Raw genomic sequence first — 22,810 nt, 5'->3', positions numbered from 1 at the left:
CCGCGCGGGCGGGAGGAGGAGTGTGATCGTCGGGAGGCGGCTAGGAGGCGGCGGGCTGGATCTGGGTGAGGGTCTCGAAGCCGCCGAGCTCCATCCAGTTGCGCCACATGACGGGCGCCGACTTGGGGGCGCCCGGCTTGGCCGACGGCCAGTTCTTCCACACGCTGACGCTGGACTGGGCCCACAGGCCGTTGTACCAGAGCGGGATGATCGGCAGCTCCTCCAGGTGGATCTTCTGGAGCTGGGAGGTGATCGCCTTCATGCCCGCCGGGTCGTCGGTCTTGACCTGGTCGAGCTGCTGGACGAGCTGCCAGGCCCGCTTGTTCTCGTACCGGCCGAAGTTGACGGTGTTCTGCGTCTTCCGGATGGGGAGCTGGAAGATGTAGTCGTAGTAGGTCCACGGCGTGTTGGACAGTTGCCGCTCGTTGTTGAGCAGCAGGTCGAAGTCGCCCTTGCCGCGCTTCTCCACCAGGGCGTTGAAGTCGGGGAAGTCGGGGGTGACGTCGATGCCGGCGGCCTTGGCGCCGGCCGCGATGGTGCGGGCGGCCTCCATCCAGTCGGTCCAGCCGGTGGGCACGATGAGCGTCAGCTTGATCTTGGAGCCGTCCTTGTTCTCCACCAGCCCGTCGCCGTCGCGGTCCTTGTAGCCGGCGTCGGCCAGCGCCTTCTTGGCCTTGGCCGGGTCGAAGCCGAAGCCGCTCCGGCTCACCACCGCCTGGTCCACGAACTGCTCCCACTGCGGCAACAGCCCGGTCGGGCCGGCGGCCTTGACCAGGTTGCCGTACACACCCTCGACGATCTTCTTGGTGTCGACGGAGGAGGCCAGCGCCTTGCGGAAGGCCGGGTCGTCCATGGGCTTCCTGCGGGTGTTGGGCACCAGCCAGGCGGTGTTGGCCGACAGCATGTACGGCGGCTGGTCGTAGTAGGACACGATGCCGAAGTTGCCCTTGACCAGGTTGGCCACGCCGGGCAGGAAGTTGTTGCTCAGGTCGAGGCCCTTCTGCAGCAGCATGCCCATGGCCACCTCGTTGCTGGGGGTGGCCACGTCCACGATGTAGCGGGCCTTCGGCTCGACGCCGAGCGCGCTCTTGCCCCACCAGTCGTCACGCCGCTTCCACACGACGCGGTCCTGGTCGTGGCTCTGGTAGGCGTAGGCGCCCGTTCCCACGGGCTTGTCGTTCACGCCGTTGAGCACGTCCTCCTCCGACCGGCCGGACCACAGGTGCTCGGGCACGATGGAGCGGCTGTAGAGGTTGAAGTCCCATTCCTGGTAGTTGGCGGTGGAGAAGGTGAAGCGCACGGTGCGCTCGTCCACGGCGTCGGCGCTCTTCAGCCAGTCCCACAGGTTGTGGTACGGGCTCGTCGCCATCTTGCCGAGCCCGTAGGAGAAGGCGACGTCCTTGGCCGTCAGCGGTTTCCCGTCGGACCACTTCACACCGGCGCGGATCTTGGCCTCGTACACGGTGGGACTGGTCCAGGAGCCGCTCTCGGCCAGCCACGGGACGAGCTTTGCGGCGTTCGGGTCGTAGTGGAACAGGGTCTCGTAGACCAGGCCCTTCGTGCCGGTCGCGGAGTCCCACTCGCGGATGGGGTTGAAGTTGGCGGGCGGCCCCCACTGGGTGCCGGTGGTGTAGAGGGTCTCGTTGCGGGGCAGCGCGCCGGGGTTCGCCGCGGTCGGCCCCTGGGAGCCGGGTGGAGCCGCCGTCGGTCCCACGACGGGGCCTCCGCCGGAGCACGCGGCGGCGGCCAGGGCCGTCGCCGCCAGGAGCGGAACGAGGATCGGCGTCCGCTTGCGCATCTGTCTCTCCTTCCCCCGCCGCGGCGGAGGCTCGGCCGTCTGTCTCAGCCCCGAGGTGCCACTCGATCGGTGAGAGCGCTCCCACTGAACCGGTGAAGTAACGCGAACGTAAAGTGGCCCTGCCGCCGCGTCAAGACCCCTTCTGATCCTGCCGTTTCCGGTGGCACGCCCTGCCCGTGCCAACCGGGCGGCGCGGTAGTAAGGTTCGGGTGCACGGGTGGCTAACCGGTTCACTCGGCGGTGTATCCAGGGGGATCGGTGAAGCGACCGACGATCGCCGACATCGCGCGTCGGGCGGGCGTGTCCAAGGTGGCGGTCTCGTACGCCCTGAACGACCGGCCCGGGGTGTCGGAGGCCAGGCGCGCCGCGATCAAGGCGATCGCCGAGGAGATCGGCTGGCGGCCCAACAGCGCGGCGCGGGCGCTGAGCGGGGCGCGGGCCCACTCGGTCGGGCTGACCCTGTGCCGGCCCGCGCGCATCCTCGGCGTGGAGCCGTTCTTCATGGAGCTGATCAGCGGCATCGAGGGCGAGCTCGCCGACCGCTCGTACGCGCTGATGCTCCAGGTGGCCGCCACGCCCGAGCAGGAGGCGGAGGTCCACCGACGCTGGTGGGGCGAGCGGCGGGTGGACGGCGCGATCCTCGTCGACCTGCGCTTCGACGACCCGCGCGTGACCGCGCTGGAGGAGCTGGGGCTGCCGGCCGTGGTGGTCGGCCATCCGTCGCAGGCGGGCTCGCTGACACCGGTCTGGTCCGACGACGCCGCGGCGGTCCGCGAGACCGTCGAGTACCTCGCCGCGCTCGGCCACCGCCGCGTCGCCCGGGTGGCGGGACTGCCCGAGCTGGTCCACACCGTGCTGCGCGACCAGGCGTTCACCGCCGTGTGCGAGGAGCTCGGGCTGGAGTGGCACGCCGTCATGCACACCGACTACACCGGCGGCGAGGGCGCCCGTGCCACGCGCCGCCTGGTCGGGTCGCCCACCCGGCCGACCGCCATCGTCTACGACAACGACATCATGGCCGTGGCCGGCATGTCGGCGGCCCAGGAGATGCGGCTCGACGTGCCCCGCGACCTGTCGATCGTGGCCTGGGACGACTCGCCGCTCTCGCAGATCGTCCGGCCCGCGCTGAGCGCGCTCACCCGCGACATCCCCGCGTACGGGGCGCACGCGGCGCGCGCGCTGCTGGCGCTGATCGGCGGCGAGCTGGTCGAGGGCGTACGTGACGAGGACGCCCGGCTCATGCCCCGGGGCAGCACCGCCCCTCCCCCACCGGTCCGGCCGTGACCCCGCAGAAACCGGGGCAGCGTACCTGACCTGCGCTTTCCAGGTTCGTACGGCGCGTTATCGGCAAGTATCACGACGTGACGGGGGACATTCTCCGGGCCGAGGGCCTGCGTAAACAGTTCCCGGGCGTCCTCGCCCTGGACGGGGTGGACCTGAGCCTGCGCGCGGGCGAGGTCCACGTGCTGCTGGGCGAGAACGGCGCCGGGAAGAGCACGCTCATCAAGATCCTTTCAGGCGCCTACCATCCGGACGGCGGCCGGGTCCTGATGGACGGTCGGCCGGTGCGCATCAGGTCGGCGGGCGACGCCCGGGCGCTCGGGATCGCCACCATCTACCAGGAGTTCAACCTGGTCCCCCAGCTCACGGTCGCCGAGAACCTGGCGCTCGGCCGGCCGCCGCGCCGCTTCGGCCTCGTGGACCGGGCCCGCATGGAGCGGGACGCGACCGACCTGCTGGCCCGCGTGGACGTGCGCGTCGATCCGCGCACCCCCGTCGGACGGCTCGGCATCGCGCGGATGCAGATGGTCGAGATCGCCAAGGCGCTGGCGCTGGACGCGCGGATCCTCATCATGGACGAGCCGACCGCCGTGCTGACCACCGGCGAGGTCGAGAAGCTGTTCGCGATCGTCAGGCAACTGCGCGACGAGGGCGTGTCGATCGTGTTCATCACCCATCACCTGGAGGAGATCCCCGAGATCGGCGACCGGGTGACCGTGCTGCGCGACGGCCGCTCCGTGGCGGAGGTGCCCGCCTCCGCGCCGCACGACGAGCTGGTCCGCCTCATGGTCGGCCGCCCCATCGACCAGCAGTACCCACGTCAGCGCAGCCGCCCCGGCGAGCCGCTGCTGAAGGTGAAGGGGCTGACCCGGCGGGGCGTGTTCGCGGACGTGTCGTTCGAGGTGCGCGCGGGCGAGGTGGTCGGCGTGGCCGGGCTCGTCGGCGCGGGCCGGACGGAGGTCGCGCGGGCGGTCTTCGGCGCCGACCACTACGACGCGGGCGAGGTCACCGTGAACGGCCGGCGGCTGCCGCCCGGGGACGTGCACGCGGCCATGGAGGCGGGGCTCGGCCTCGTCCCCGAGGACCGCAAGGGCCAGGGCCTGGTGCTGGGCGCCGCCGTGGACGAGAACCTGGGCCTGGTCACCCTGCGCGCCGCCACCCGGGCCGGGTTCGTGGACCGCAAGGGCCAGCGGACGGCCGCCGCCAAGGTCGCCGGCCAGCTCGGCATCCGCATGGCGGGGCTCGACCAGGAGGTCCGCACCCTGTCCGGCGGCAACCAGCAGAAGGTGGTCATCGGCAAGTGGCTGGTGGCCGGGGCCCGCGTGCTCATCCTCGACGAGCCGACCCGGGGCGTCGACGTGGGCGCCCGGGTCGAGATCTACCAGCTCGTCAACGAGCTGACCGCCGCGGGGGACGCCGTCCTGATGATCTCCAGCGACCTGCCGGAGGTGCTCGGGATGAGCGACCGGATCCTCGTCATGGCGCGCGGCCGCCTCGTCGGCGAGCTCCCGGCCGTGGAGGCCACGCAGGACGACGTGATGGCGATGGCCGTCTCGGAGGTGGAGGGTGGCCGTGTCCAGTAACGTGCTCGTCCAGCGGCGCTCGCCGGTGGCGGTGTGGCTCGCCGAGAACGGCGCGCTGGTCGCGCTCGTCGTGCTCGTCGTCGGGCTGTCGCTGCTGTCGTCCGACTTCCTCAGCGTCACCAACCTGCTCAACGTGGGCGTCCAGGCGGCCGTCACCGCGATCCTCGCGTTCGGCTCCACGTTCGTCATCGTCACCGGCGGCATCGACCTGTCGGTGGGGTCCGTCGCCGCGCTGTCGGCCATCGTGCTCGCCTGGGGGGCCACCCCCGCGGGCTGGCCGTGGCCGGTCGCCACCGTCGCCGGGCTGGCCGTGGGCGTGGCGTGCGGGCTGGTCAACGCCGTCCTCATCGCGTACGGCAAGCTGCCGCCGTTCATCGCCACGCTGGCCATGCTCGGCGTCGCCCGCGGCCTGGCCCTGGTGATCTCGCAGGGCAGCCCCATCGAGCTGCCGGACCAGGTGGCCCACCTCGGCGACACCATCGGGCGCTACCTGCCGGTCCCCGTCATCGTCATGGTCGTCATGGGGGTCGTCGCGGCCGTGATCCTCAACCGCACCTACGTGGGCCGCGCCATGTACGCCATCGGGGGCAACGAGGAGGCCGCCCGCCTGTCCGGCATCAAGGTGGACCGGCAGAAGCTCATCACGTACGCGCTGTCGGGCGGGTTCGCCGCGGTGGCCGGCATCGTGCTGGCCAGCCGCCTGGCCTCGGCCCAGCCGCAGGCCGCCACCGGCTACGAGCTGGACGCGATCGCGGCCGTGGTCATCGGCGGCGCCAGCCTGTCCGGCGGCAAGGGACGGGCGCTGGGCACGTTCGTCGGGGCGCTCATCCTGGCCGTCCTGCGCAACGGCCTCAACCTGCTGTCGGTCTCGGCGTTCTGGCAGCAGGTGGTGATCGGCGTGGTCATCGCACTCGCGGTGCTCGTCGACACCCTGCGCCGCAGGGAAACGTCCTAGGAGGGGGAAGATCATGCGGATTTCCGCGACAGTCCTGGCCGCGGCCGCCCTGGTGGCGGGCCTGGCCGGGTGCGGCTCGTCCGGCTCGTCAGGGTCGGGTTCGTCGGGGGGCGGCTCGACCGGCGGGGCCGGCGTCAAGCTCGGCATGTCGGTCTCGACGCTGAACAACCCGTACTTCGTGCAGTTCAGGGACGGCGCGCAGGCCGCGGCCTCCCGGCTCGGCGCCGCGCTGACCGTCACCGACGCCCAGAACGACGCCTCCCAGCAGGTCAACCAGGTCCAGAACTTCACCAGCCAGAGCATGAAGGCGATCATCATCAACCCGGTCGACTCCGACGCGGCGGCGCCCGCGGTCAAGGCCGCCGACCGCGTCTCCATCCCGGTGATCGCCGCAGACCGCGGCGTCAACGGCGCCGAGGTCGCCCAGACCGTCGCCTCCGACAACGTCGCGGGCGGCCGGTTCGCGGCCCAGGAGCTGGCCAAGGCGCTGAACGAGAAGGGCAAGGTGGTGGTCTTGCAGGGCGTGCCCGGCACGTCCGCGAGCCGCGACCGCGGTCAGGGCTTCACCGAGGGCATCAAGGCGTACCCGGGGATCCAGGTGGTCGCCCAGCAGCCGGCCGACTTCGACCGCACCAAGGGCCTGGACGTCATGACGAACCTGCTCCAGTCGCACCCCGACCTGAACGGCGTGTTCGCCGAGAACGACGAGATGGCGCTCGGCGCGATCAAGGCGCTCGGCGCCAAGGCCGGGCAGAAGGTCAAGGTGGTCGGCTTCGACGGCACACCCGACGGCCTCAAGGCGGTCGCGGCGGGCACCATGACCGCGACGATCGCGCAACAGCCGAAGCTGCTCGGCCAGCGGGCGGTGGAGGCCGCGGTCAAGGCGGCCAACGGCGAGACGATCCCGAAGACCGTGGCCGTGCCGGTGAAGGTCGCCACGAAGGCCAACGTCTCCGAGTTCCAGACGTCCTGACCGGTACGGACGTCCTTGAGAGGTCCGTACGTGCCGAGACGATCGGAGACGTCCGTACGTGCCGAGACGTCCTGACCTCCGGTCCGGGGTCAGGCGTTGCCGGTGTTGCCGGGGGCGCACTCGTCGCCCTGGTGGTCGAGGCACGCCTCCGGCGAGTAGTAGCGGCGCAGCCAGGCGGCCAGCCCGTCCAGGCCGGGCAGCAGCGCCCGCTCGGTGATGCCGGCCTGGTCGAGCCGCTCACGCACCTCGGCCTTGACCTCCGGCGGGATGCGCCACGCCCACCACAGGCCGGGATGGGCGTTCAGCCACCGCTCCACCGACCACGTCACGTCCGACAGCGCCGACAGCACCGACGACTGGGTGACGATCCGCTCGTCCAGCGACGGCGGCTCGAACAGGGCGAGGAACGGCTCCGCGCCCGCCAGCTTGCCGAAGCTGTCCAGGTCGGGGGCGCGCCGGGCGAGCATCTCGGTCGTGAACAGCACCGCGCCCTCAAGGTCGAGCACCTCCCGCAGCGGCCCGGGCAGCAGCCGGTGGACCGCCTCGCAGTCGAGCCCGATGAGCATCGCCTCGTCACGCGGCCAGGTCGCCGTGGCGAAGTGCAGCGCGACGAGCGGCGAGAACGTCCAGTCGACCAGCCGCGTGGGCAGCCCGTGATGCTGGCCGAGCGCCAGCCAGTCCCAGATCGTCGGGCCGGGCGCCTGGCGGTGGGCGTACTTGCGGAAGTTGCGGATCAGGTGGCGCTCCACGGCCTGGTACTCGCCGGCCAGCCGGGCCAGCCCCGACAGGTGCGAGTGCGGAGGGCGCGACCGGCCCCGGAACACCACGGCGGAGTGCGAGGGCCCGCCGCGCGGGTGCGGCCCCCGGGGCCCGCTCACCTCGCTGATCGCGTCGTCCAGCTCCCGCCAGGACGACACCGTGACGATCCGTCCCTCTTCGATCTCCCCGCCGGCCCCGTTCGCGCTGCTCCCCATACAGGCCCGCCTTCCCAACACACAGCGGGCCACACCCGTCACAGCACGGGTTGTTTTATCGTTTTTCGATGCTATCGTGGCCGTGTCGCATTGATAAACGATAAGGAGGCGTCTGATGAGTGAGGCCGCGCTCGGATACGTGCCCTCGGCGGCCGGTGCGTGGACCCGGCGCCTGCACGCGATCCTGACCACCGCCCTCGTGCTCGGCGCGCTCGCGCTCCTCGCACGGCTGGCGGGTGACGTCATCCTCGCCGCCGTCCCGGCCGCGAAGCCGGACTTCGGCTTCACCGGGCTCCGGCCGTCCCACACCGGCGTGTCGTTCGACGGCGCCCTCGCCCCGGGGACGCGGGCGGTCGGCGCCACCGTGGACGTGGCGCTGTACGACCCGGCTCACGCGCCGCTGCTGGCCGCGCTGCACCTGCTCACCTGGTTGCCCGGGATGCTCGCGATCCTGCTGTCCCTGTTCTGGCTGGTGCGGATCACCGGCAGGGGCACGGCCGGGGACCGCGCGTTCTTCTCCACCGGCACGGTCCGTGACCTGCGCAGGATCGGGGCCGTCCTCACGCTCGGCTCGCCGGCCGCGTTGGCCCTCGACTTCACCGCCAAGACCGTGGCCGCGAGAATGCTGACCGTCGATCCGCGTCTCGTGCCTGGCGACATCGACGTGCCGGTCGTGACTGTGCTGATGGGAGTGGGGGCGTTCGTGGCAGCCGAAGTGATCGGGCGTGGCCTGGCCATGCTCGACGACCTCGAAGGCACGATCTGAGTGCCGCCCGGAGAGCTCGACGGGCACATCGAGGTCCGGCTCGACGAGCTGCTCGCCCGGCGCGGCATGACGCTGACCGAGCTGTCCCACCGGGTCGAGGTGACGATCGCCAACCTGTCCATCCTCAAGACCGGCAAGGGCAGGGCCGTCAGGTTCTCCACCCTCGCCCGGCTGTGCGACGTCCTCGACTGCCAGCCCGGCGACCTGTTGCGCTACACGCGGGACCCCGGCGCCGGCCGTTGACGCCGGGGGTTCCGCGGCGCGAGGGTCACATGGCCGCGCGGGCCTCCTCGCTGAGCTGGATGATCTGGACGTAGTTGCCGTCCGGGTCGAGGACGGTGGCGAACAGGCTGCCGTCGCGGTCCTCCAGCTCCGCCAGCCAAGAGACGCCCAGCCCCTCCATGCGCGCCGCCACGGCGCGGGCGTCCGGCACCTCGAAGTTGAGGATCATCCGGCCCGGCTCCGGATTCTTGTCGCCGATGTCCTTGCGGCTGTCGATGACGAGGTGGAACGCGCCGAACTTCAGCACGCCGTAGCCGCCGACGTCGGCCTCGGACTCGGGGTCGAGCGCGGCGGCGTACCACCGGCGCAGCCGCTCGGGGTCGGTGCTGGCGAGCAGCATGCCGCCCAGGCTGGGTCGCTGCATCATGGCCTCCCTGTCTGTACGGGCCTGTCCGTACGGGACGATCCGATGGGTCGTCCCGTACAGACCGGGCGGCCGGGGGAAACTCATCGCTCGCCGGCGAGCATCCCCCGGGCCGGGTCAGGAGGCGCAGGTGTAGCCGCTCGGCGTGGCGGTGTCGCCCGACGGGCGGGACGCCTGGAAGCCGAAGGTGGCGCTGGCCCCCGGGGCGAGGGCGCCGTTGTAGGACAGGCTCCTCGCGGTCACCGTCTGCCCGCTGGTGGTGAGGGTGGCGTTCCACGAGCCGGTGACGGCGTGGCCGGCGGGCAGGGTGAAGGTGACGGTCCAGCCGCTGGTCGTGGCCGTGCCGGTGTTGGTGACGGTCACGGGCTGCACCACGTACCCGCCGCCCCACTGGTTCTGCACGGTGCCGGCCGCCGAGCAGCCGCCGCCCCCGCCGCCGGTGGAGGTGGTGAAGGCGGCGGTGGGCGAGGCGGCCGACAGGTTGCCGGCGCCGTCGCGGGCGCGCACGTACACCTGGTACTGCGTGGCGGCGTTCAGCCCGGTGAGCGTGATGGACGGGCCGGTGCTGCGCCCGAGCTCGGGGTCGGTGGCGCCCTGCTCCCGGTAGACGGTGTAGCCGGCCAGGCCGCTGCCGCCGGAGTCGGTGGAGGCCGCCCAGGTGAGGGAGGCGGAGGTGGCCGTCACGCCGGACGCCGCGGGTGTGCCGGGGGTGGTCGGCGGCGTCGTGTCGGTGCCACCGGTCCCTTCGGCCAGCGCGTCGTGGACGGCGGTGTAGGCGGGTTTGGCCTGGTAGCTCTCGTTGTAGATCAGCGCGGCGCCCTGGCCGGAGAAGGTGTCGGGCACCCAGGAGTACTTGTCGGTGAAGCCCCAGATCGTGATCCCGGCGCACGCGGTGACGGCCAGGCAGGCGTTGACGACGTCCCGGTAGTAGGTGGCCTGCGTGGCGTCCTTGGTGGCGTCGCGGGGCATCACCATGCGCACGTCCAGCTCGGTGATCCGGACCTGGACGCCCAGGTCGGCGAAGCGCTGGAGGTTCTGCCGCATCTGGTTCGGGAAGCCGTACTGGATGGCGAGGTGGCTCTGGAAGCCCACGCAGTCGACCGGCACGCCCTGCTGGCGCAGCGAGCTCACCAGGTTGTAGAGCGCGGTGCTCTTCGCGTTGATCCCCTCGATGTTGTAGTCGTTGATGCACAGCCGCGCGTCGGAGTCGGCGGCGCGGGCCGCGCGGAAGGCGTCGGCGATGTAGCTCTGGCCCAGCGTGTTGTACCAGAACGAGGTGCGCAGGTTGCCGTTGTCGTCGAAGACCTCGTTGACGACGTCCCACGAGACGACGGCCGGGTTCGACGCGTAGCGGCCGACGACCTGGCTGATGTGGTTCTGCATGGCACCGCGCATGGCGCCGGCGCCGAGGCTCTGCACCCAGCCGGGGGTCTGGCTGTGCCAGACCAGCGTGTGGCCGTGGACCTGCTGGTTGTTCTGGGTGGCGAAGGAGACGATCGCGTCGGCGCCGGAGAAGCTGAACTGGCCCTGGCTGGGCTCGGTGGCGTCCCACTTCATGGCGTTCTCGGCGGTGACCTGGTTGAACTCGGTGGCGGCGAGGTTGCGGTAGGCGCTCTCGTTCGCCAGCGGCCCGGTGGCCAGGGCGGCACCGATGAACTTGCCGCGGGCGGCGGCGTGCTGACGCAGCGCGGCCGACGCGCCGGCCGGGCTCGCGTGCAGGAGGAACGTGGCCAGCAGTCCGAGCAGGGCGGCCAGCGCCAGGCTCCTGGAGCGGTGGGGTGAGGACGGGGGCATGAAGGTCCACCTCCGCGGCGTGCGGTTCCGAAAGTTTCGGCCCGGCTCCGGGCCGGGCCCCCCGGACGCTAGAGGCCGCACCCATGGTGGTCAACGCGAGCCGTGTCTCTAGGGTGGCGGGACAGCCCTGGGCGGCCGAAATTATCGGAGAAGAAGTGAAACTTCCATGAGCACCTCCAGGACGCCGGCACTTCGAACGCCTCGGCGGCGGGGGCGCGGGCCGGGATGCCGCCACGAGCGTCCGGGCCGCGACGCGCCCGGCGGTCAGGGTTACGCCGCTCTCTCGCGCTGTGCAATCATGGTGTCTCGGAACGTATGCGCCATAAGCGCACAGCCGACAGACCGCCGAGGCGCGGCGGCGGGAGGGCACGACGTGGAACGGGCGGGCGCGAAGCGGGCCGGCTTTTCCTGGACCGGCGGGCGGCACGACGGCGTGACCGTGGTCGCCCTGGCCGGTGAGCTCGACATCGCCACGGCGGCAGCCCTGCGCCAGGCCGTGGCCGACGCGTTGTCCGGCGCGCCCGACGAGCCGCCTCTCCTGGTGATCGACATGCTGGCCGTCGACTTCTGCGACTCCACCGGGCTCAGCGTGCTCGTGTCCACGATCAACGGCGCGGCGGGCGAAGGCGGGCGGGCGGTGCTCAGCGGCATCGGGCCGCGCATGGCGCGACTGCTGCGCGTGACGGGCCTGGACAAGCGCTTCCAGACGTACGACACGGTGGACGACGCCGTCCAGGCGCTGCGCACCCCGTGAGTCGCGCCCACGGGAAAGGCTCCGCGCGTCGTGAGCTTCGCCGCGTCCTAGGCCCCGCCGCGCGTCGTGAGCTTCGCTGCGCCCTAGGCCCCGCCGCGCGTCCTGAGCTCCCGGCGCGTAGTTGAGCCCCGCCGACTCGTAAGGCGCATGCCCAGGACAGGCCGGTGGGACGGACGCGGCGGTCGGTGCCAGAAAGCGGCGAGCCGGCCCGCGCCCCTTCTTCAGGGGCGGGACCGGCTCGCCGAGGTGATCTCGCGTCAGGCGGGGGTGATGTTCTCCGCCTGCGGGCCCTTCTGACCCTGGGTGATGTCGAAGGTCACCTTCTGGCCCTCGTGCAGCTCGCGGAAACCGCGGCCGGCGATGTTGGAGTAGTGGGCGAAGACGTCGGCGCCGCCGCCGTCCTGCTCGATGAAGCCGAAGCCCTTCTCGGCGTTGAACCACTTCACGGTACCGCTCGCCATGTCAATCTCCTTCGATAGGCGCAGGTCTGGGATCCGCACCTCGCGGATCCCGCGTCGCCGCGATGCCCCGTCCGGAAAAGACCGGCAAACAAAATGCGCCCGAGGGGTCGGATCCCGTCAGGCGCACACACGTTCATGGGTACCACACTGCAACGGGTATGAGCCTACCATGCCGCCTCGACCGCGAGTCTCCCATCAATTCGGCGACGTTTCCCCAGGTCCAGGCCCTTTTTCGGAAAGGCGGCCGGCACGACGGGGACATACGGCGGGTTACCGGGCGAAGCGGTGCAGGAGCTTCTCGGCCTCGGCGAAGGCGGCGACCACGTCGGCCGCTGTGCGGCGTTCCCGTACCAGGCCCACCCCTTGGCCCGCGTAGATGTAGGCGGTGTCGAAGTCGTCGTCGCGGCGGGCCGCCTCCAGGTCGGCCCGGGCGCTCTCGTCGGCGGCCAGCTCGTCCTCCCGGCCCGTCCACCGGTCGAAGAAGGCGTTGCGCAGGGCGCGGCCGCCGTACTCGACCGGCCAGCCGAGCCGCTGCGCCACGTCGAAGACCCGCCCGTACGCCGTGTCGATCTCCTCCGCCTCCAGCAGGCGCCGCGTGGCCGCCGGCGAGATCGTCGTCTCCTCACAGCCCATGAACGCCGTGCCCGCCCAGGCGCCCTCGGCGCCCGCGGCCAGCACGGCGGCGAGCCCGCGGGCCGTGGCGACGCCCCCGGCGGCCAGGACCGGGATGCGCACCGCGTCGAGCACGCCCTCCAGGAGCGGCAGCGTCGCCACCTCGCCGCGCCCGTGGCCGCCGCCCTCGGCGCCGCGGGCCACGACGGCGTCCACCCCGGCCCGCTCGGCGGCCAGCGCCTCCTCCGTGGTGCCGGCCTGCGTGACGACCGTGATGCCCGCCTGGCGCAGCTCTGCGACATACGGCTCGTACGGGCCGAAGCTCACGGACACGATCGCGGGCCGCACGTCGAGGACGGCCTGGAGCTGGGCGGGGTTACCGGGCAGCGCCCACGCCATGAGCCCGATCCCGTACGGCCGGCCGCTCGCGGCGGCGGCCGCCGCCTGCTCCCCGATCCACTCGGCCGTGGCGGCGGCCGGCACGCCGAACATGCCGAGCGCCCCGGCGGCGGACACCGCGGCGGCCAGCCGGCCCGCTCCCACCCCGGCCATGGGCGCCCCCACCAGGGGCACGGCCAGGTCGAACCGCTCGGTGAGCCACGTGCGCATGACGATCCTCTCGTCCGTTCCCCACCCGCGGAGGGCCTGCCCATCGCCACCCTGCCACGTCCGCCGAACCTCTCCCCCACCGCCCCGCCGGCGCGGGACTCACCTGACAGCCCCGTCGCGTGAGGGCCGGGGCTGCGACCCGTCATGGGGGAGGCTCCCGTCACGTGGGCTCCGGGGTCATCCGCCGGCGGTGAACAGGGCGTTGACCCGCTGGTTGGCCGCCGTCAGCGCGGTGCGGGCGTCCTTCTGGCCGAGCCAGACCTCCTCCATCGCCGTGCCCACGATCTGGTCGATCTCGTCGCCGTGGTCACTGACCGGCAGCACGAACGTGCCGCCCTGCGCGTCGGCCTGGCTGGTGAAGGCGCTGACGTCGCGGTGCGCCGCCTTGTGCGCCTCGATGGCGCGCTTCGTGGACGAGGTGATGGCGGGGAACGCCACGGCGCTGTCCGCGACGATGTCCTGGCAGGCGGTCGAACCGAGGAACTTCACCCACTTCCAGGCCGCCTCCGGGTGCTCGGTGCCCGCGTAGACGGTGTCGGCCAGGCCGTTGAAGGCGGACTTGCGGCCCTGAGGCCCGGTCGGCAGCGGGGCGAAGGCGAACTTCTGCTCCGTCGAGTCCAGGTACGTCTTGATCATCCAGGAGCCGGTGATGCCGAGCGCCCCCTTGCCGGAGCCGAGCACGGCGTCGGGCCCGAGGGAGCTCTTCTTGTCGTACGGCGCCGCGTACCCCTTGTCCATGAGCCGCTTGAACCAGGCGGCGGTCTCGGCCAGCTTGGGGTCGTCGTAGAAGTACCTGGTGCCGAACGGGTTCTTGTCGATGTAGCTGAAGCCGTTGGAGACGGCCAGGTCGCCCCAGCCGTTCTGGCCCTGGGAGCCGTCGTTGAGCTCCGGGACGATCCCGTACACAGCGATCTTGGTCTTGTCGAAGCCGGGCTCGTCGCCGCGCCGGCCGGAGGTGTCGACGGTGAGCCGGGCGAGGGCCTTCTCGAAGGTGCCGCCGTCCGCGGGGTTCCAGGTGAGGTCGCTCAGGTCGAGGCCGGCCTTCTTGACCAGGGCGGTGTTGTAGACGATCGCGATCGTGTCCCAGTCCTTGGGCAGGCCGTACCTCTTGCCGTCCTTGACCCACAGGTCGGCCAGGCCGGGCCGGTACCGGCCGAAGGCGATCCTGTCGGCCTCGGCCATGGGCCCGAGGTCGAGGAGCTGGCCGTTCTTGACGAACTGCGGGTAGTAGGTCGTCTGCATGGTGATGACGTCGGGGGCCTTGCCGGAGACCATCTGGGTGGTGAGGTTCTGCCAGTACTGGTCCCAGGCCGCCTGGTTGATCTTGATGGTGATGCCGGGGTTCGCCTTCTGGAAGGCGTCGGCGCACTGCTGGTAGGCGCCCTGCTGGGCGTCGTCCCACAGCGCGTACGTCAGCGTGACGGGCCCGTCGTCCGAGCCCGAGCCGCCCGAGCCGCCGCCGCAGGCCGCCGTGAGCAGCAGCAGCGCGCCCGCCGCCAGATGCGCCTTGTTCATCGAAACTCCTTGAAGCGGGAAACCCCGGGCTTCAGCCCTGAGGAGGAAAAGCTGGACACCACCCGCATCCGCTTCATGCCAAGCGGGTGATTCTTGAGCGGGTGATTTCTTAAAATCGATCTGTGAGGACGGCGTACAAGTGCCGGGCGTACCCGACGCCTGAGCAGGCCGGCGTGCTGAATCGCACGTTCGGCTGCGTGCGCGCCGTCTGGAACCGCACCCTGGCCTGGCGGAACGCCCGGTACCGCAGCGAGCGGACGCAGACCGGCTTCGCTCAGGCCAATGCCTACCTCACCGCGATGAAAGCCACCGACGAGCTGGCATGGCTGAACGAGGTGTCCTCGGTCCCGTTGCAGCAGGCGATCCGGCACCAGCAGGCGGCGTTCACGAACTTCTTCGCCGGACGCGCCAGGCACCCGCGCTACAAGTCCCGCACAGGACGACAGTCGGCCGAATACACCCGTTCCGGTTTTCGCTACCGCGACGGACGACTGTTCCTCGCGAAGACGGACGCGCCGCTGGCGTTCGTCTGGTCCTGGCCCGGCGTGGATCCGGTGTCGATCGACCCGACCACGGTGACCGTCTCCCGGGACCCGTGCGGACGGTGGTACGTCTCCTTCGCCGTCGATGTCGCCGCCCCCGACCGACTTCCGGCGACGGGAGCCATGGTCGGCGTGGATCTCGGGGTAAAGGACTTCGCCGTCACCTCCGACGGCGAGAAGATCCCGAACCCGCGTCATCTGGCCAAGCGGGAACGCAACCTGGCCCGCTACCAGCGTCGCCAAGCGCGCAAGGCCAAGGGGTCTAACAACCGGAAGAAGGCGAAGGCCAAGGTCGCCCGCGCCCACCGGAAGGTGCGCGCGTCCCGGACGGACTTCCTGCACAAGACCAGCACGCGGCTGGCCCGCGACCACGAGGTGATCGCGATCGAGGACCTGGCCGTGACCGGCATGGTCCGCAACCGCAAGCTGGCCAAGGCCATCTCCGACTGCGGGTGGGGAACCTTCCGCCGCATGCTCGCCTACAAGACGGCCAGACACGGCCGTCACCTGATCGTGGTCGACCGCTGGCTGCCCAGCTCCAAGACCTGCTCGGCCTGCGGACACCTGCTCGCGGGAATCTCGCTCGGCACCCGGACGTGGCAGTGCCCGTCCTGCGGCACCCGGCACGACCGGGACATCAACGCCGCCAAGAACATCCTGGCGGCAGGTCTTGCCGTGTCCGCCTGTGGAGGCGACGTCAGACACTCCGGGTCCCCCCGGGTGCAGTCGCCCGCGAAGCAGGAACCCCGACCTGTGAAGGCGGGAATCCCCGGCCCTTAGGGGTGGGGAAAAAGTCAACGCTAACCTTTCAAGCCGGAGAACTGGATGGAGTCCACGAGCCGGCGGCCGAAGAAGACCACGAGCAGCAGCACGGGGATGATCGACAGGAGGGAGCCGGCCATGAGGCCGGTCCAGTCGGGCGCGGTGTTCGGCGACTGCTTGAGGAAGACACCGAGCGCCGCCGTGAGCACCCGGGTCTCCTCGCCCGGCGCCACCAGCAGGGGCCACAGGTAGTCGTTCCACGTCCAGACCGCGGTGGTGAGGGCGAGGGTGAGCAGAGGGCCGCGGCTCATCGGCAGCACCACCCGCCAGAAGATGAGGCCCTTGCCCGCCCCGTCGATGAGGGCCGCCTGCTCCACGTCGCGCGGCACGCCGAGGAAGAACTGCCGCAGGAAGAACACCGCGAACGGCGTCATGAGCAGGCTGGGCGCGACGAGCCCCTGGTAGGTGTCGAGCCAGTCCAGCTCCTTGACCAGCACGAAGTTGGGCAGCAGCGTGAAGATCGGCGGCACCATGAGGGCGGCCACGAACACTGCGAACAGCAGGTCGCGGCCGGGGAAGCGGAGCCGGGCGAAGGCGTAGCCGGCCATCGCGCACAGCAGGGTCTGCGCCGCGGTGACGAGCCCCGTGTAGAGGATCGAGTTGCGCAGGTAGCGGAAGAAGTCGAGGTCGGCCCCGGACCCGCCGGCCGCCCGCGCCTCCTCGCGGGTGGCCAGGCCGAGCACCCGCTCGAAGTTGAACAGCGTCGGGTGCCGGGGCAGCAGCCCGGCGTTGTCGCCGGCCAGCTCGCGGCCGGGCGTGATCGCCGTGCGGAGCATCCAGTAGAGCGGGAACAGGGAGATCACGATGGCGAGGATCAGGCAGGCCCAGGCGAGCGGGCGGCCGATCCGGCCCCGGAGGGTTCGGTTCATGCCAGGTCCGAGGTGGAGGCGCGCAGCAGGCGCATCTGGACGAAGGTCAGGGCGCCGAGGACGAGCACGAGGCTCAACGCCAGCGCGGAGGCGTAGCCCATCTTGAAGTGGGTGAACGCCTGCTCGTAGATGTAGTAGTAGACGACCCGGGTGGCGTTGACCGGCCCGCCCTTGGTGGTGACCGCCACGGCGTCGAAGAGCTGGAACGAGTCGATCAGCGACACCACGAGCACGAACGCGAGGATGGGGCGCATCAGCGGCAGCGTCACGCGGAAGAACGTGCGGATCTCCCCGGAGCCGTCCAGGGCCGCCGCCTCGTAGATGTGCCGCGGCACCAGCAGCATGCCCGCGTACAGCAGCAGCGCGGTGTAGCCGGTGCCGCTCCACGAGGTGATGACCGCCACGCTGGGCAGCGCCAGGTCCGGCGAGGTGAGGAAGCCCTGGGCGGGCAGCCCGACGCCGGTCAGCAGGTGGTTGACGAAGCCGAGGTCGGCGTCCAGCAGCCACATCCACAGCAGGCCGGTGGTCACATTGGGCACCAGCCACGGCACCACGAGCAGCGACCGGAGCACCAGGGATCGGGTCAGGCGGTGCAGCAGGGCGGCCAGGCCGAGGCCGGCGACGAGCTGGATGCCGAGGTTGAGCAGCACGTAGCCGGCGGTGACCTTGAGCGAGTTCCAGAACAGGGGGTCGTGGAGGAGCCGGGCGTAGTTGCCGAGCCCGACGAAGCGCGGCTTCGACAGCAGGTTCCAGTCGGTCATCGAGTACCAGGCGCCGCGCAGCGCCGGATACAGGTAGAACAGGCCGAACCCGATGAGCACGGGCGCGAGGAACGCGGCGGCGAGCCGCCCGTCGCCGCGCGGGCCGGCCTTGCGCCGGCGGGCGGGCCCGGCCACGGGTGGCGCGGCGGGCTCGCCCTGTCGTAGCAGCATCTCCGAACCTCCTGGGGGCGGGGGAGCCGGCCGAGCGGCCGTGGTGCAGCCCATCATGGCGACTTTCGAAAACTTGTCAATACCTTCGAGCAATCCCCACTTCGCCTGCGATTCCCGGTAATCTTCGAAAGTATTGACAAGAGTTCGAAGGTGCTGGGAGCGTCCTCCCCATGGCCTTCACGGACTTCGACCTGCTCGTCGTCGGCGACGCCAACCCGGACGTGATCGTCTCGGGAGCGCCCCGGCGGCCCGCCTTCGGCCAGCGCGAGCACCTGGTGGACACCGGCGACCTGGTGCTCGGCGGCTCCGGCGCGATCACCGCCTGCGGGGCCGCCCGCCTCGGACTGCGCGTGGCCTTCGCCGGCCGCGTGGGCGACGACCCGGCCGGAGCCTTCGTGCTGGACGCGCTCCGGCGGCGCGGGGTGGACGTCTCCGCCTGCGTGACCGAGCCCGGAGCGGCCACCGCGCTCACCGTCATCCTGGCCGACGGTCAGGACCGCGCGATCCTGACCGCCCCGGGCTGCCTCGGCCGGACCTCGGCGGACGACGTGCCGCCCGGGCTCCTCGCCCGCGCGGCGCACGTGCACGTCTCCTCGTTCTACCTCCAGCCGCTCCTGGCCGAAGGGGTGCCCGAGCTGTTCCGCGCCGCGCGGGCCGCGGGCGCGACCACCTCGCTCGACACCAACGACGACCCGTCCGGCCGCTGGGAGGGCCTCGGTGAGGTGCTGCCGCTGACCGACGTCATGCTGCCCAACGAGCGCGAGGCTCTGGCGGTCGCGGGCGTCGCCGACCTCGGACGGGCCGTGCGCGAACTGGCCGCGCGCGGCACGACGCCGGTGGTCAAGTGCGGCGCCGAGGGCGCCCTGACGATCGTGGACGGCGAACCGCTCCACGTGCCGGCCCCGGCGGCGGCGAAGAGAAGGACAGCCGGCGGGCCGCCTGCGGCGGGAGGAGTCGTGGACACGGTCGGGGCGGGCGACAGCTTCGACGCGGGCCTGATCGCGGCCCGCCTGCGCGGCCTGCCCGTACGGCGGAGCCTGGAGGTGGCCGTGGCCTGCGGCACCCTCTCCACCCGAGCCGCGGGGGGCACAGCGGCGCAGCCGACCTGGGAGGAAGCCACCTCATGAGAAACCCGAAGATCGTCTTCATCGGCGCGGGCAGCGTCGTGTTCACCCACGGCCTGCTCGCCGACCTGCTGGCCCATCCCGAGCTGTGGCAGGCCCGGATCGCGCTGCACGACATCGACCCGGAGCGGCTGGAGACGGCCGAGGCCGTGGCCCGCCGCATCGCCACCGCCCGCGGCGCCGCCCCCGAGATCGCCGCCACCCTCGACCGGCGGGCCGCGCTCGACGGCGCCGACTTCGTCATCAACATGATCCAGGTGGGCGGGCACGCCGCGACCGTGGCCGACTTCGAGATCCCCGCCCGCCACGGCCTGCGGCAGACGATCGCCGACACGATCGGCGTGGGCGGCGTCTTCCGGGCCCTGCGCACCTTCCCGGTGCTCGACGCGCTGGCCGCCGACATCCGCGCCGTCTGCCCGGACGCCCTGCTGCTCAACTACACCAACCCCATGGCCATGAACGTCTGGTACCTGGCCGGCCGGGTCCGGAACGTGGTGGGCCTGTGCCACTCGGTGTACTGGACGATGCACGACCTGGCGGCGCTGGTGGGGGTGCCGTACGAGGAGGTCACCTACCTGGCGGCGGGCGTCAACCACCAGGCGTGGGTGCTGCGCTTCGAGCGTGACGGCGCCGACCTGTACGAGCGGCTCGACGCGAAGATCGAGGCGGACCCCGAGCTGCGCCGCCGGGTCCGGGTGGAGATGTACCGGCGGCTCGGGCACTACCCGACCGAGACGAGCGAGCACTCGTCGGAGTACGTGCCGTGGCTGCTGCGCCACGACGCCGAGATCGAGCGGCTGCGCGTCCCGGTCGGCGCGTACGTGGGCATCAGCGAGGAGAACGTCCGCGAGTACAAGCGGACGCGCGACGCCGTGCGGACCGGCGGGGAGCTGCCCGTGGAGGGCACCGGCGAGTACGCGCCGCAGATCATCCACAGCATGGTGACCGGCGTGCCGCGCGTGGTCTACGGCAACGTCGTCAACGACGGGCTCATCGCGAACCTGCCGCCCGGCTGCGTGGTGGAGGTGCCCTGCGCGGTGGACGCCACGGGGGTGCGGCCCACCCGGGTGGGCGCGCTGCCGCCGCAGTGCGCGGCGCTCAACCGGGCGTACGTCAGCGTCGGCGAGCTGACCGTGCGGGCGGCCGAGGAGGGACGGCCGGAGCACGTACGGCACGCGCTGATGGCCGACCCGAACACCGCGGCCACGCTGTCGCTGGACGCGATCTGGCGGATGTGCGACGACCTGACCCGCGCCCACGGCGACCTGCTGCCCGAGCCCCTGCGCGCCACGCTGCTGTAGAAGCGCACGGTGCAGAAGCGCCCGGCGCGGGGCCGCGGGCGCCGAGCCCGGGCGCGGGCATCAGCCGACGAGGTCCACCTTGAGGCCGCGCTCGCGCAGGACCGCCACCACCGCCGGGTCGGCCGACTCCCCGGTGACGAGCAGGTCCACCTCCGACAGCGGGCAGACCGGCGCCATCTCCACCTTGCCCAGCTTGGAGGAGTCGGCGACCACCACGCACCGGCCGGCGGCGCGCAGCATCCGCTGCTTCATCTCGGCGTCGGGCAGGTTGACGTTCGTCACCCCCGACTCCGGGTGGACGCCGCCGCAGCCGAGGAACACCAGGTCGGCCCGGATGCCCTCCAGGACGCGGGTGGCGAGCGGGTCGACCAGGGAGTGCTGCTGGCGGCGGAGGCTGCCGCCGGTGACGACGACGGCGAAGCGCGGCAACGCCGGCTCCAGCTCCAGCGCGGTGCGCAGGCCGTTGGTGAAGACGGTCACATCGGTGAGGTCGGCCCGGGCGACCAGCTCCCTGGCCACGTACGCCGTCGTGGTGCCGGCCCCCATGAGCACGCTCTCCCCCGAGGCGACCAGCCGCGCCGCCGCCTTGGCGATGAGCGCCTTCTCCACGGCGGCGGTGCCGAACGACAGCTCGAACGACGGCTCGACGCGCGGCGACGACCCGGCGGCCACCGCGCCGCCGCGCACCCGCCGCACCCTGCCCTGCTCCTCCAGCGCGTCGAGGTCGGCCCGGACGGTCACGGTGGACACGCCGAACGCCTCGGCCAGCTCCGCGACCCGGGCGAACTCCTGCTCCATGAGCAGCCCGAGCATGCGCTCGCGGCGCACCTCGGTCGGCATGGACTCCATCATCGGCGGATCGCCTCCGGCAGCAGCTCGCCGTGCGCCTCGATCAGCTCGTCGCACATCTCCTCGATGGCGGGCAGGGGAAGCGTGGCGGCGGTGTTGGGGTCGAGCATCGCGGCGTGGTGGACGTGCCGGCGCTCGCCGTCGAGCACCGCGCGGACGGTCAGCTCGACGACGTTGAGGAACGTCCGGTGCAGCGCGACGAGCTGGATCGGCAGGTCGCCCACCGGCCGGGGGTGAATGCCCGCGGCGTCGACCGTGGCGGGCACCTCCACGCAGCAGTCCTCCGGCAGGTTGCCGATCAGGCCGCCGTTGCGGACGTTGACGTAGACCTCCTTGCTCCGGTCGGTCAGCACGGCGAGGATCGCGGCGGCGGCGGGCTCCTGGTGCTGCCACCTGATCAGCAGCGGCCGGCCGGCCGACAGGGCGCGGCGCGTCTCCTCGTACGCGTGCATGCCCTGGCCGAAGCGGCGCAGGAACTCCTCCATCGGCACCCCGAGGCGCTCGGTCTCCTCCTCGTGCCGCATGAACCACGGCACGTACTCGGCGGCGTGCTCGCTCGACTGGGTCGGGAAGTAGCCGAAGCGGCGGTACATCTCCATGCGGACGTGCCGCCCGAGGTCGGGGTCGGCGGCCAGCGCGGCGTCCAGCTCCGGGTAGAGCGAGCGGCCGCCGGCCTCGAAGCGGAGCACGAACGACTGGTGGTTGAGCCCGGCGCTGAGGAACGTCACCTCGTCGAGGTCGCGGCCGAGGAGGTCGGCGAGGTAGGCGTGGGTGTCGCAGACGGCGTGGCACACCCCGGCGAAACGCTCGAAGCCGGTGGCCTCCCGCACCGCCCAGCCGATCATCGCCATGGGGTCGCTGCTGTTCAGCAGCCACGCCTCGGGGCAGAGCTCGGCCATCTCGCGGCCCAGCTCGACGAAGAACGGGATCGAGCGCAGGCCGCGGAAGATACCGCCCACGCCGATGGTGTCGCCGATCGTCTGCCGCAGGCCGTAGCGGCGAGGGATCTCGAAGTCGCGCAGGGCGGCCTCGAACCCGCCCCGGTCGACGTAGCTGATCACGAAGCCGGCGCCCTCGAGCGCACGCCGCCGGTCGGGGAAGGAGGCGATGTCCGCCGCCGCGCCGGACTCGGCGTCGAGAGCGCGCACGAGCGCCTCGGCCGTCGCCAGCCGGCAGGGGTCGTCGTCGTGCAGCACGATCTCCAGGCGCCCCTTCAGCGACGAGGCGAGGAACAGGTCGGAGACCACCCTGCGGATGAGGTCGACCTGGCCGGCGCCGACGAAGACGATCCGAGCCATGCTCACCTCCCGCCCGCTCGTGCGCGCAGACTACGGCACAGGAGGCGGACGCGCACACCCCACCTTACGGCCGCGTGGCGCCGAGCCCCGGCGGACGAGGTGCAGTGTTCTCGCTCACATGGGCAAGACCGCCCGTGGAAGGGGCCGGGAGGCCGGAATCGGCGGCGGGAAGGGACCTGTCAGGCCGTTCACCTGGGACAAGAGCAGACCAGAATGTGAAGGCTCTGTTTCCGAGACGTTATCGCACACCGTTGACAGGCAAATTGTTAGCGATAACACTCAAGGCCTTAGGCAAGTTGTCGTCCACAACAATCATGCAGTGGGGCGGGACGAAGTGCCACAAATCGGACGT

Annotated in this window: 21 protein-coding genes; 10 read left to right on the top strand and 11 right to left on the bottom strand. The window is 71.7% G+C overall.

What is annotated here, in order from left to right; all coding sequences use genetic code 11:
- Window positions 1-40 precede the first annotated feature (40 nt).
- The gene (locus tag AB0H81_RS04105; protein WP_358368934.1) at window positions 41-1,798 is read right to left on the bottom strand and encodes an ABC transporter substrate-binding protein; all 1,758 of its coding nucleotides are present in this window, start codon (window positions 1,796-1,798) and stop codon (window positions 41-43) included.
- A 258-nt stretch (window positions 1,799-2,056) separates the two neighbouring features.
- On the opposite strand from AB0H81_RS04105, the gene AB0H81_RS04100 reads away from it, so the two are divergent.
- The 4 genes from AB0H81_RS04100 to AB0H81_RS04085 all read left to right on the top strand — a co-directional run bounded on the left by AB0H81_RS04100 (window position 2,057) and on the right by AB0H81_RS04085 (window position 6,590).
- Entirely contained in the window at window positions 2,057-3,082 is a 1,026-nt protein-coding gene (locus AB0H81_RS04100; RefSeq protein ID WP_358368931.1) for a LacI family DNA-binding transcriptional regulator, read from the top strand.
- A gap of 77 nt (window positions 3,083-3,159) precedes the next feature.
- A complete protein-coding gene (locus AB0H81_RS04095; RefSeq protein WP_358368929.1) occupies window positions 3,160-4,662 on the top strand; it encodes a sugar ABC transporter ATP-binding protein in 1,503 nt (500 codons plus the stop codon).
- Complete coding sequence (locus tag AB0H81_RS04090) at window positions 4,652-5,617, top strand: ABC transporter permease (RefSeq protein ID WP_358368926.1); 966 nt, start codon at window positions 4,652-4,654, stop codon at window positions 5,615-5,617. Before AB0H81_RS04095 ends, AB0H81_RS04090 begins: the two co-directional genes overlap by 11 nt.
- Before the next feature lie 13 nt (window positions 5,618-5,630).
- Complete coding sequence (locus AB0H81_RS04085) at window positions 5,631-6,590, top strand: D-ribose ABC transporter substrate-binding protein (protein WP_358368923.1); 960 nt, start codon at window positions 5,631-5,633, stop codon at window positions 6,588-6,590.
- Between the two features lie 89 nt (window positions 6,591-6,679).
- Here the strand turns inward: AB0H81_RS04085 and AB0H81_RS04080 are convergent, their stop codons facing one another.
- Window positions 6,680-7,564, bottom strand: a complete 885-nt coding sequence (locus AB0H81_RS04080; RefSeq protein ID WP_358368920.1) for an FRG domain-containing protein — start codon at window positions 7,562-7,564, stop codon at window positions 6,680-6,682.
- A 115-nt stretch (window positions 7,565-7,679) separates the two neighbouring features.
- Here AB0H81_RS04080 and AB0H81_RS04075 point away from each other — a divergent pair, with 115 nt between their 5' ends.
- Both AB0H81_RS04075 and AB0H81_RS04070 read left to right on the top strand, forming a co-directional pair.
- Window positions 7,680-8,330, top strand: coding sequence for a DUF2975 domain-containing protein (locus AB0H81_RS04075; RefSeq protein ID WP_358368917.1), 651 nt, complete (start codon window positions 7,680-7,682; stop codon window positions 8,328-8,330).
- Window positions 8,331-8,573 (top strand): helix-turn-helix transcriptional regulator, encoded by a 243-nt coding sequence (locus tag AB0H81_RS04070; RefSeq protein ID WP_358368915.1) that lies wholly within the window; start codon window positions 8,331-8,333, stop codon window positions 8,571-8,573. It begins immediately after the preceding gene.
- Window positions 8,574-8,598: 25 nt separating this feature from the next.
- On the opposite strand, the gene AB0H81_RS04065 is transcribed toward AB0H81_RS04070, so the two are convergent.
- Window positions 8,599-8,976 carry a VOC family protein gene (locus tag AB0H81_RS04065; protein WP_358369136.1) on the bottom strand — a complete coding sequence of 126 codons (378 nt, stop codon included), beginning with the start codon at window positions 8,974-8,976 and terminating at the stop codon, window positions 8,599-8,601.
- A gap of 117 nt (window positions 8,977-9,093) precedes the next feature.
- Window positions 9,094-10,770, bottom strand: a complete 1,677-nt coding sequence (locus AB0H81_RS04060; protein ID WP_358368912.1) for an endo-1,4-beta-xylanase — start codon at window positions 10,768-10,770, stop codon at window positions 9,094-9,096.
- 373 nt (window positions 10,771-11,143) lie between these two features.
- Between AB0H81_RS04060 and AB0H81_RS04055 the strand changes: the two genes are divergently transcribed.
- Complete coding sequence (locus AB0H81_RS04055) at window positions 11,144-11,524, top strand: STAS domain-containing protein (protein WP_358368909.1); 381 nt, start codon at window positions 11,144-11,146, stop codon at window positions 11,522-11,524.
- A 257-nt stretch (window positions 11,525-11,781) separates the two neighbouring features.
- Here AB0H81_RS04055 and AB0H81_RS04050 read toward each other — a convergent pair whose 3' ends face one another.
- From AB0H81_RS04050 to AB0H81_RS04040, 3 genes are all read right to left on the bottom strand, one after another.
- Window positions 11,782-11,985: a cold-shock protein gene (locus tag AB0H81_RS04050; protein ID WP_358368906.1), complete on the bottom strand. Its 204-nt coding sequence runs from the start codon at window positions 11,983-11,985 to the stop codon at window positions 11,782-11,784.
- 270 nt (window positions 11,986-12,255) lie between these two features.
- Window positions 12,256-13,206, bottom strand: a complete 951-nt coding sequence (locus AB0H81_RS04045; protein WP_358368903.1) for a nitronate monooxygenase — start codon at window positions 13,204-13,206, stop codon at window positions 12,256-12,258.
- Between the two features lie 177 nt (window positions 13,207-13,383).
- Window positions 13,384-14,721: a sugar ABC transporter substrate-binding protein gene (locus AB0H81_RS04040; protein WP_358368900.1), complete on the bottom strand. Its 1,338-nt coding sequence runs from the start codon at window positions 14,719-14,721 to the stop codon at window positions 13,384-13,386.
- Window positions 14,722-14,843: 122 nt separating this feature from the next.
- Between AB0H81_RS04040 and AB0H81_RS04035 the strand changes: the two genes are divergently transcribed.
- Complete coding sequence (locus AB0H81_RS04035; RefSeq protein WP_358368897.1) at window positions 14,844-16,043, top strand: RNA-guided endonuclease TnpB family protein; 1,200 nt, start codon at window positions 14,844-14,846, stop codon at window positions 16,041-16,043.
- A gap of 20 nt (window positions 16,044-16,063) precedes the next feature.
- Here the strand turns inward: AB0H81_RS04035 and AB0H81_RS04030 are convergent, their stop codons facing one another.
- A complete protein-coding gene (locus tag AB0H81_RS04030) occupies window positions 16,064-16,954 on the bottom strand; it encodes a carbohydrate ABC transporter permease (protein ID WP_358368894.1) in 891 nt (296 codons plus the stop codon).
- A complete protein-coding gene (locus AB0H81_RS04025; RefSeq protein ID WP_358368891.1) occupies window positions 16,951-17,886 on the bottom strand; it encodes a sugar ABC transporter permease in 936 nt (311 codons plus the stop codon). Before AB0H81_RS04025 ends, AB0H81_RS04030 begins: the two co-directional genes overlap by 4 nt.
- Before the next feature lie 170 nt (window positions 17,887-18,056).
- Between AB0H81_RS04025 and AB0H81_RS04020 the strand changes: the two genes are divergently transcribed.
- The gene (locus AB0H81_RS04020) at window positions 18,057-19,013 is read left to right on the top strand and encodes a carbohydrate kinase family protein (protein ID WP_358368888.1); all 957 of its coding nucleotides are present in this window, start codon (window positions 18,057-18,059) and stop codon (window positions 19,011-19,013) included.
- A complete protein-coding gene (locus AB0H81_RS04015; protein WP_358368885.1) occupies window positions 19,010-20,311 on the top strand; it encodes an alpha-glucosidase/alpha-galactosidase in 1,302 nt (433 codons plus the stop codon). Before AB0H81_RS04020 ends, AB0H81_RS04015 begins: the two co-directional genes overlap by 4 nt.
- A gap of 60 nt (window positions 20,312-20,371) precedes the next feature.
- On the opposite strand, the gene AB0H81_RS04010 is transcribed toward AB0H81_RS04015, so the two are convergent.
- Both AB0H81_RS04010 and AB0H81_RS04005 read right to left on the bottom strand, forming a co-directional pair.
- Window positions 20,372-21,151 (bottom strand): DeoR/GlpR family DNA-binding transcription regulator, encoded by a 780-nt coding sequence (locus tag AB0H81_RS04010; RefSeq protein WP_358368882.1) that lies wholly within the window; start codon window positions 21,149-21,151, stop codon window positions 20,372-20,374.
- An 8-nt stretch (window positions 21,152-21,159) separates the two neighbouring features.
- Window positions 21,160-22,458, bottom strand: a complete 1,299-nt coding sequence (locus AB0H81_RS04005; protein ID WP_358368881.1) for an alpha-glucosidase/alpha-galactosidase — start codon at window positions 22,456-22,458, stop codon at window positions 21,160-21,162.
- Window positions 22,459-22,810: the final 352 nt, after the last annotated feature.

It is taken from the genome of Nonomuraea sp. NPDC050691 (genome assembly GCF_040654455.1).
Taxonomy (GTDB): Bacteria; Actinomycetota; Actinomycetes; order Streptosporangiales; family Streptosporangiaceae; genus Nonomuraea.
This window is presented reverse-complemented; position numbering and strand designations above follow the sequence as displayed.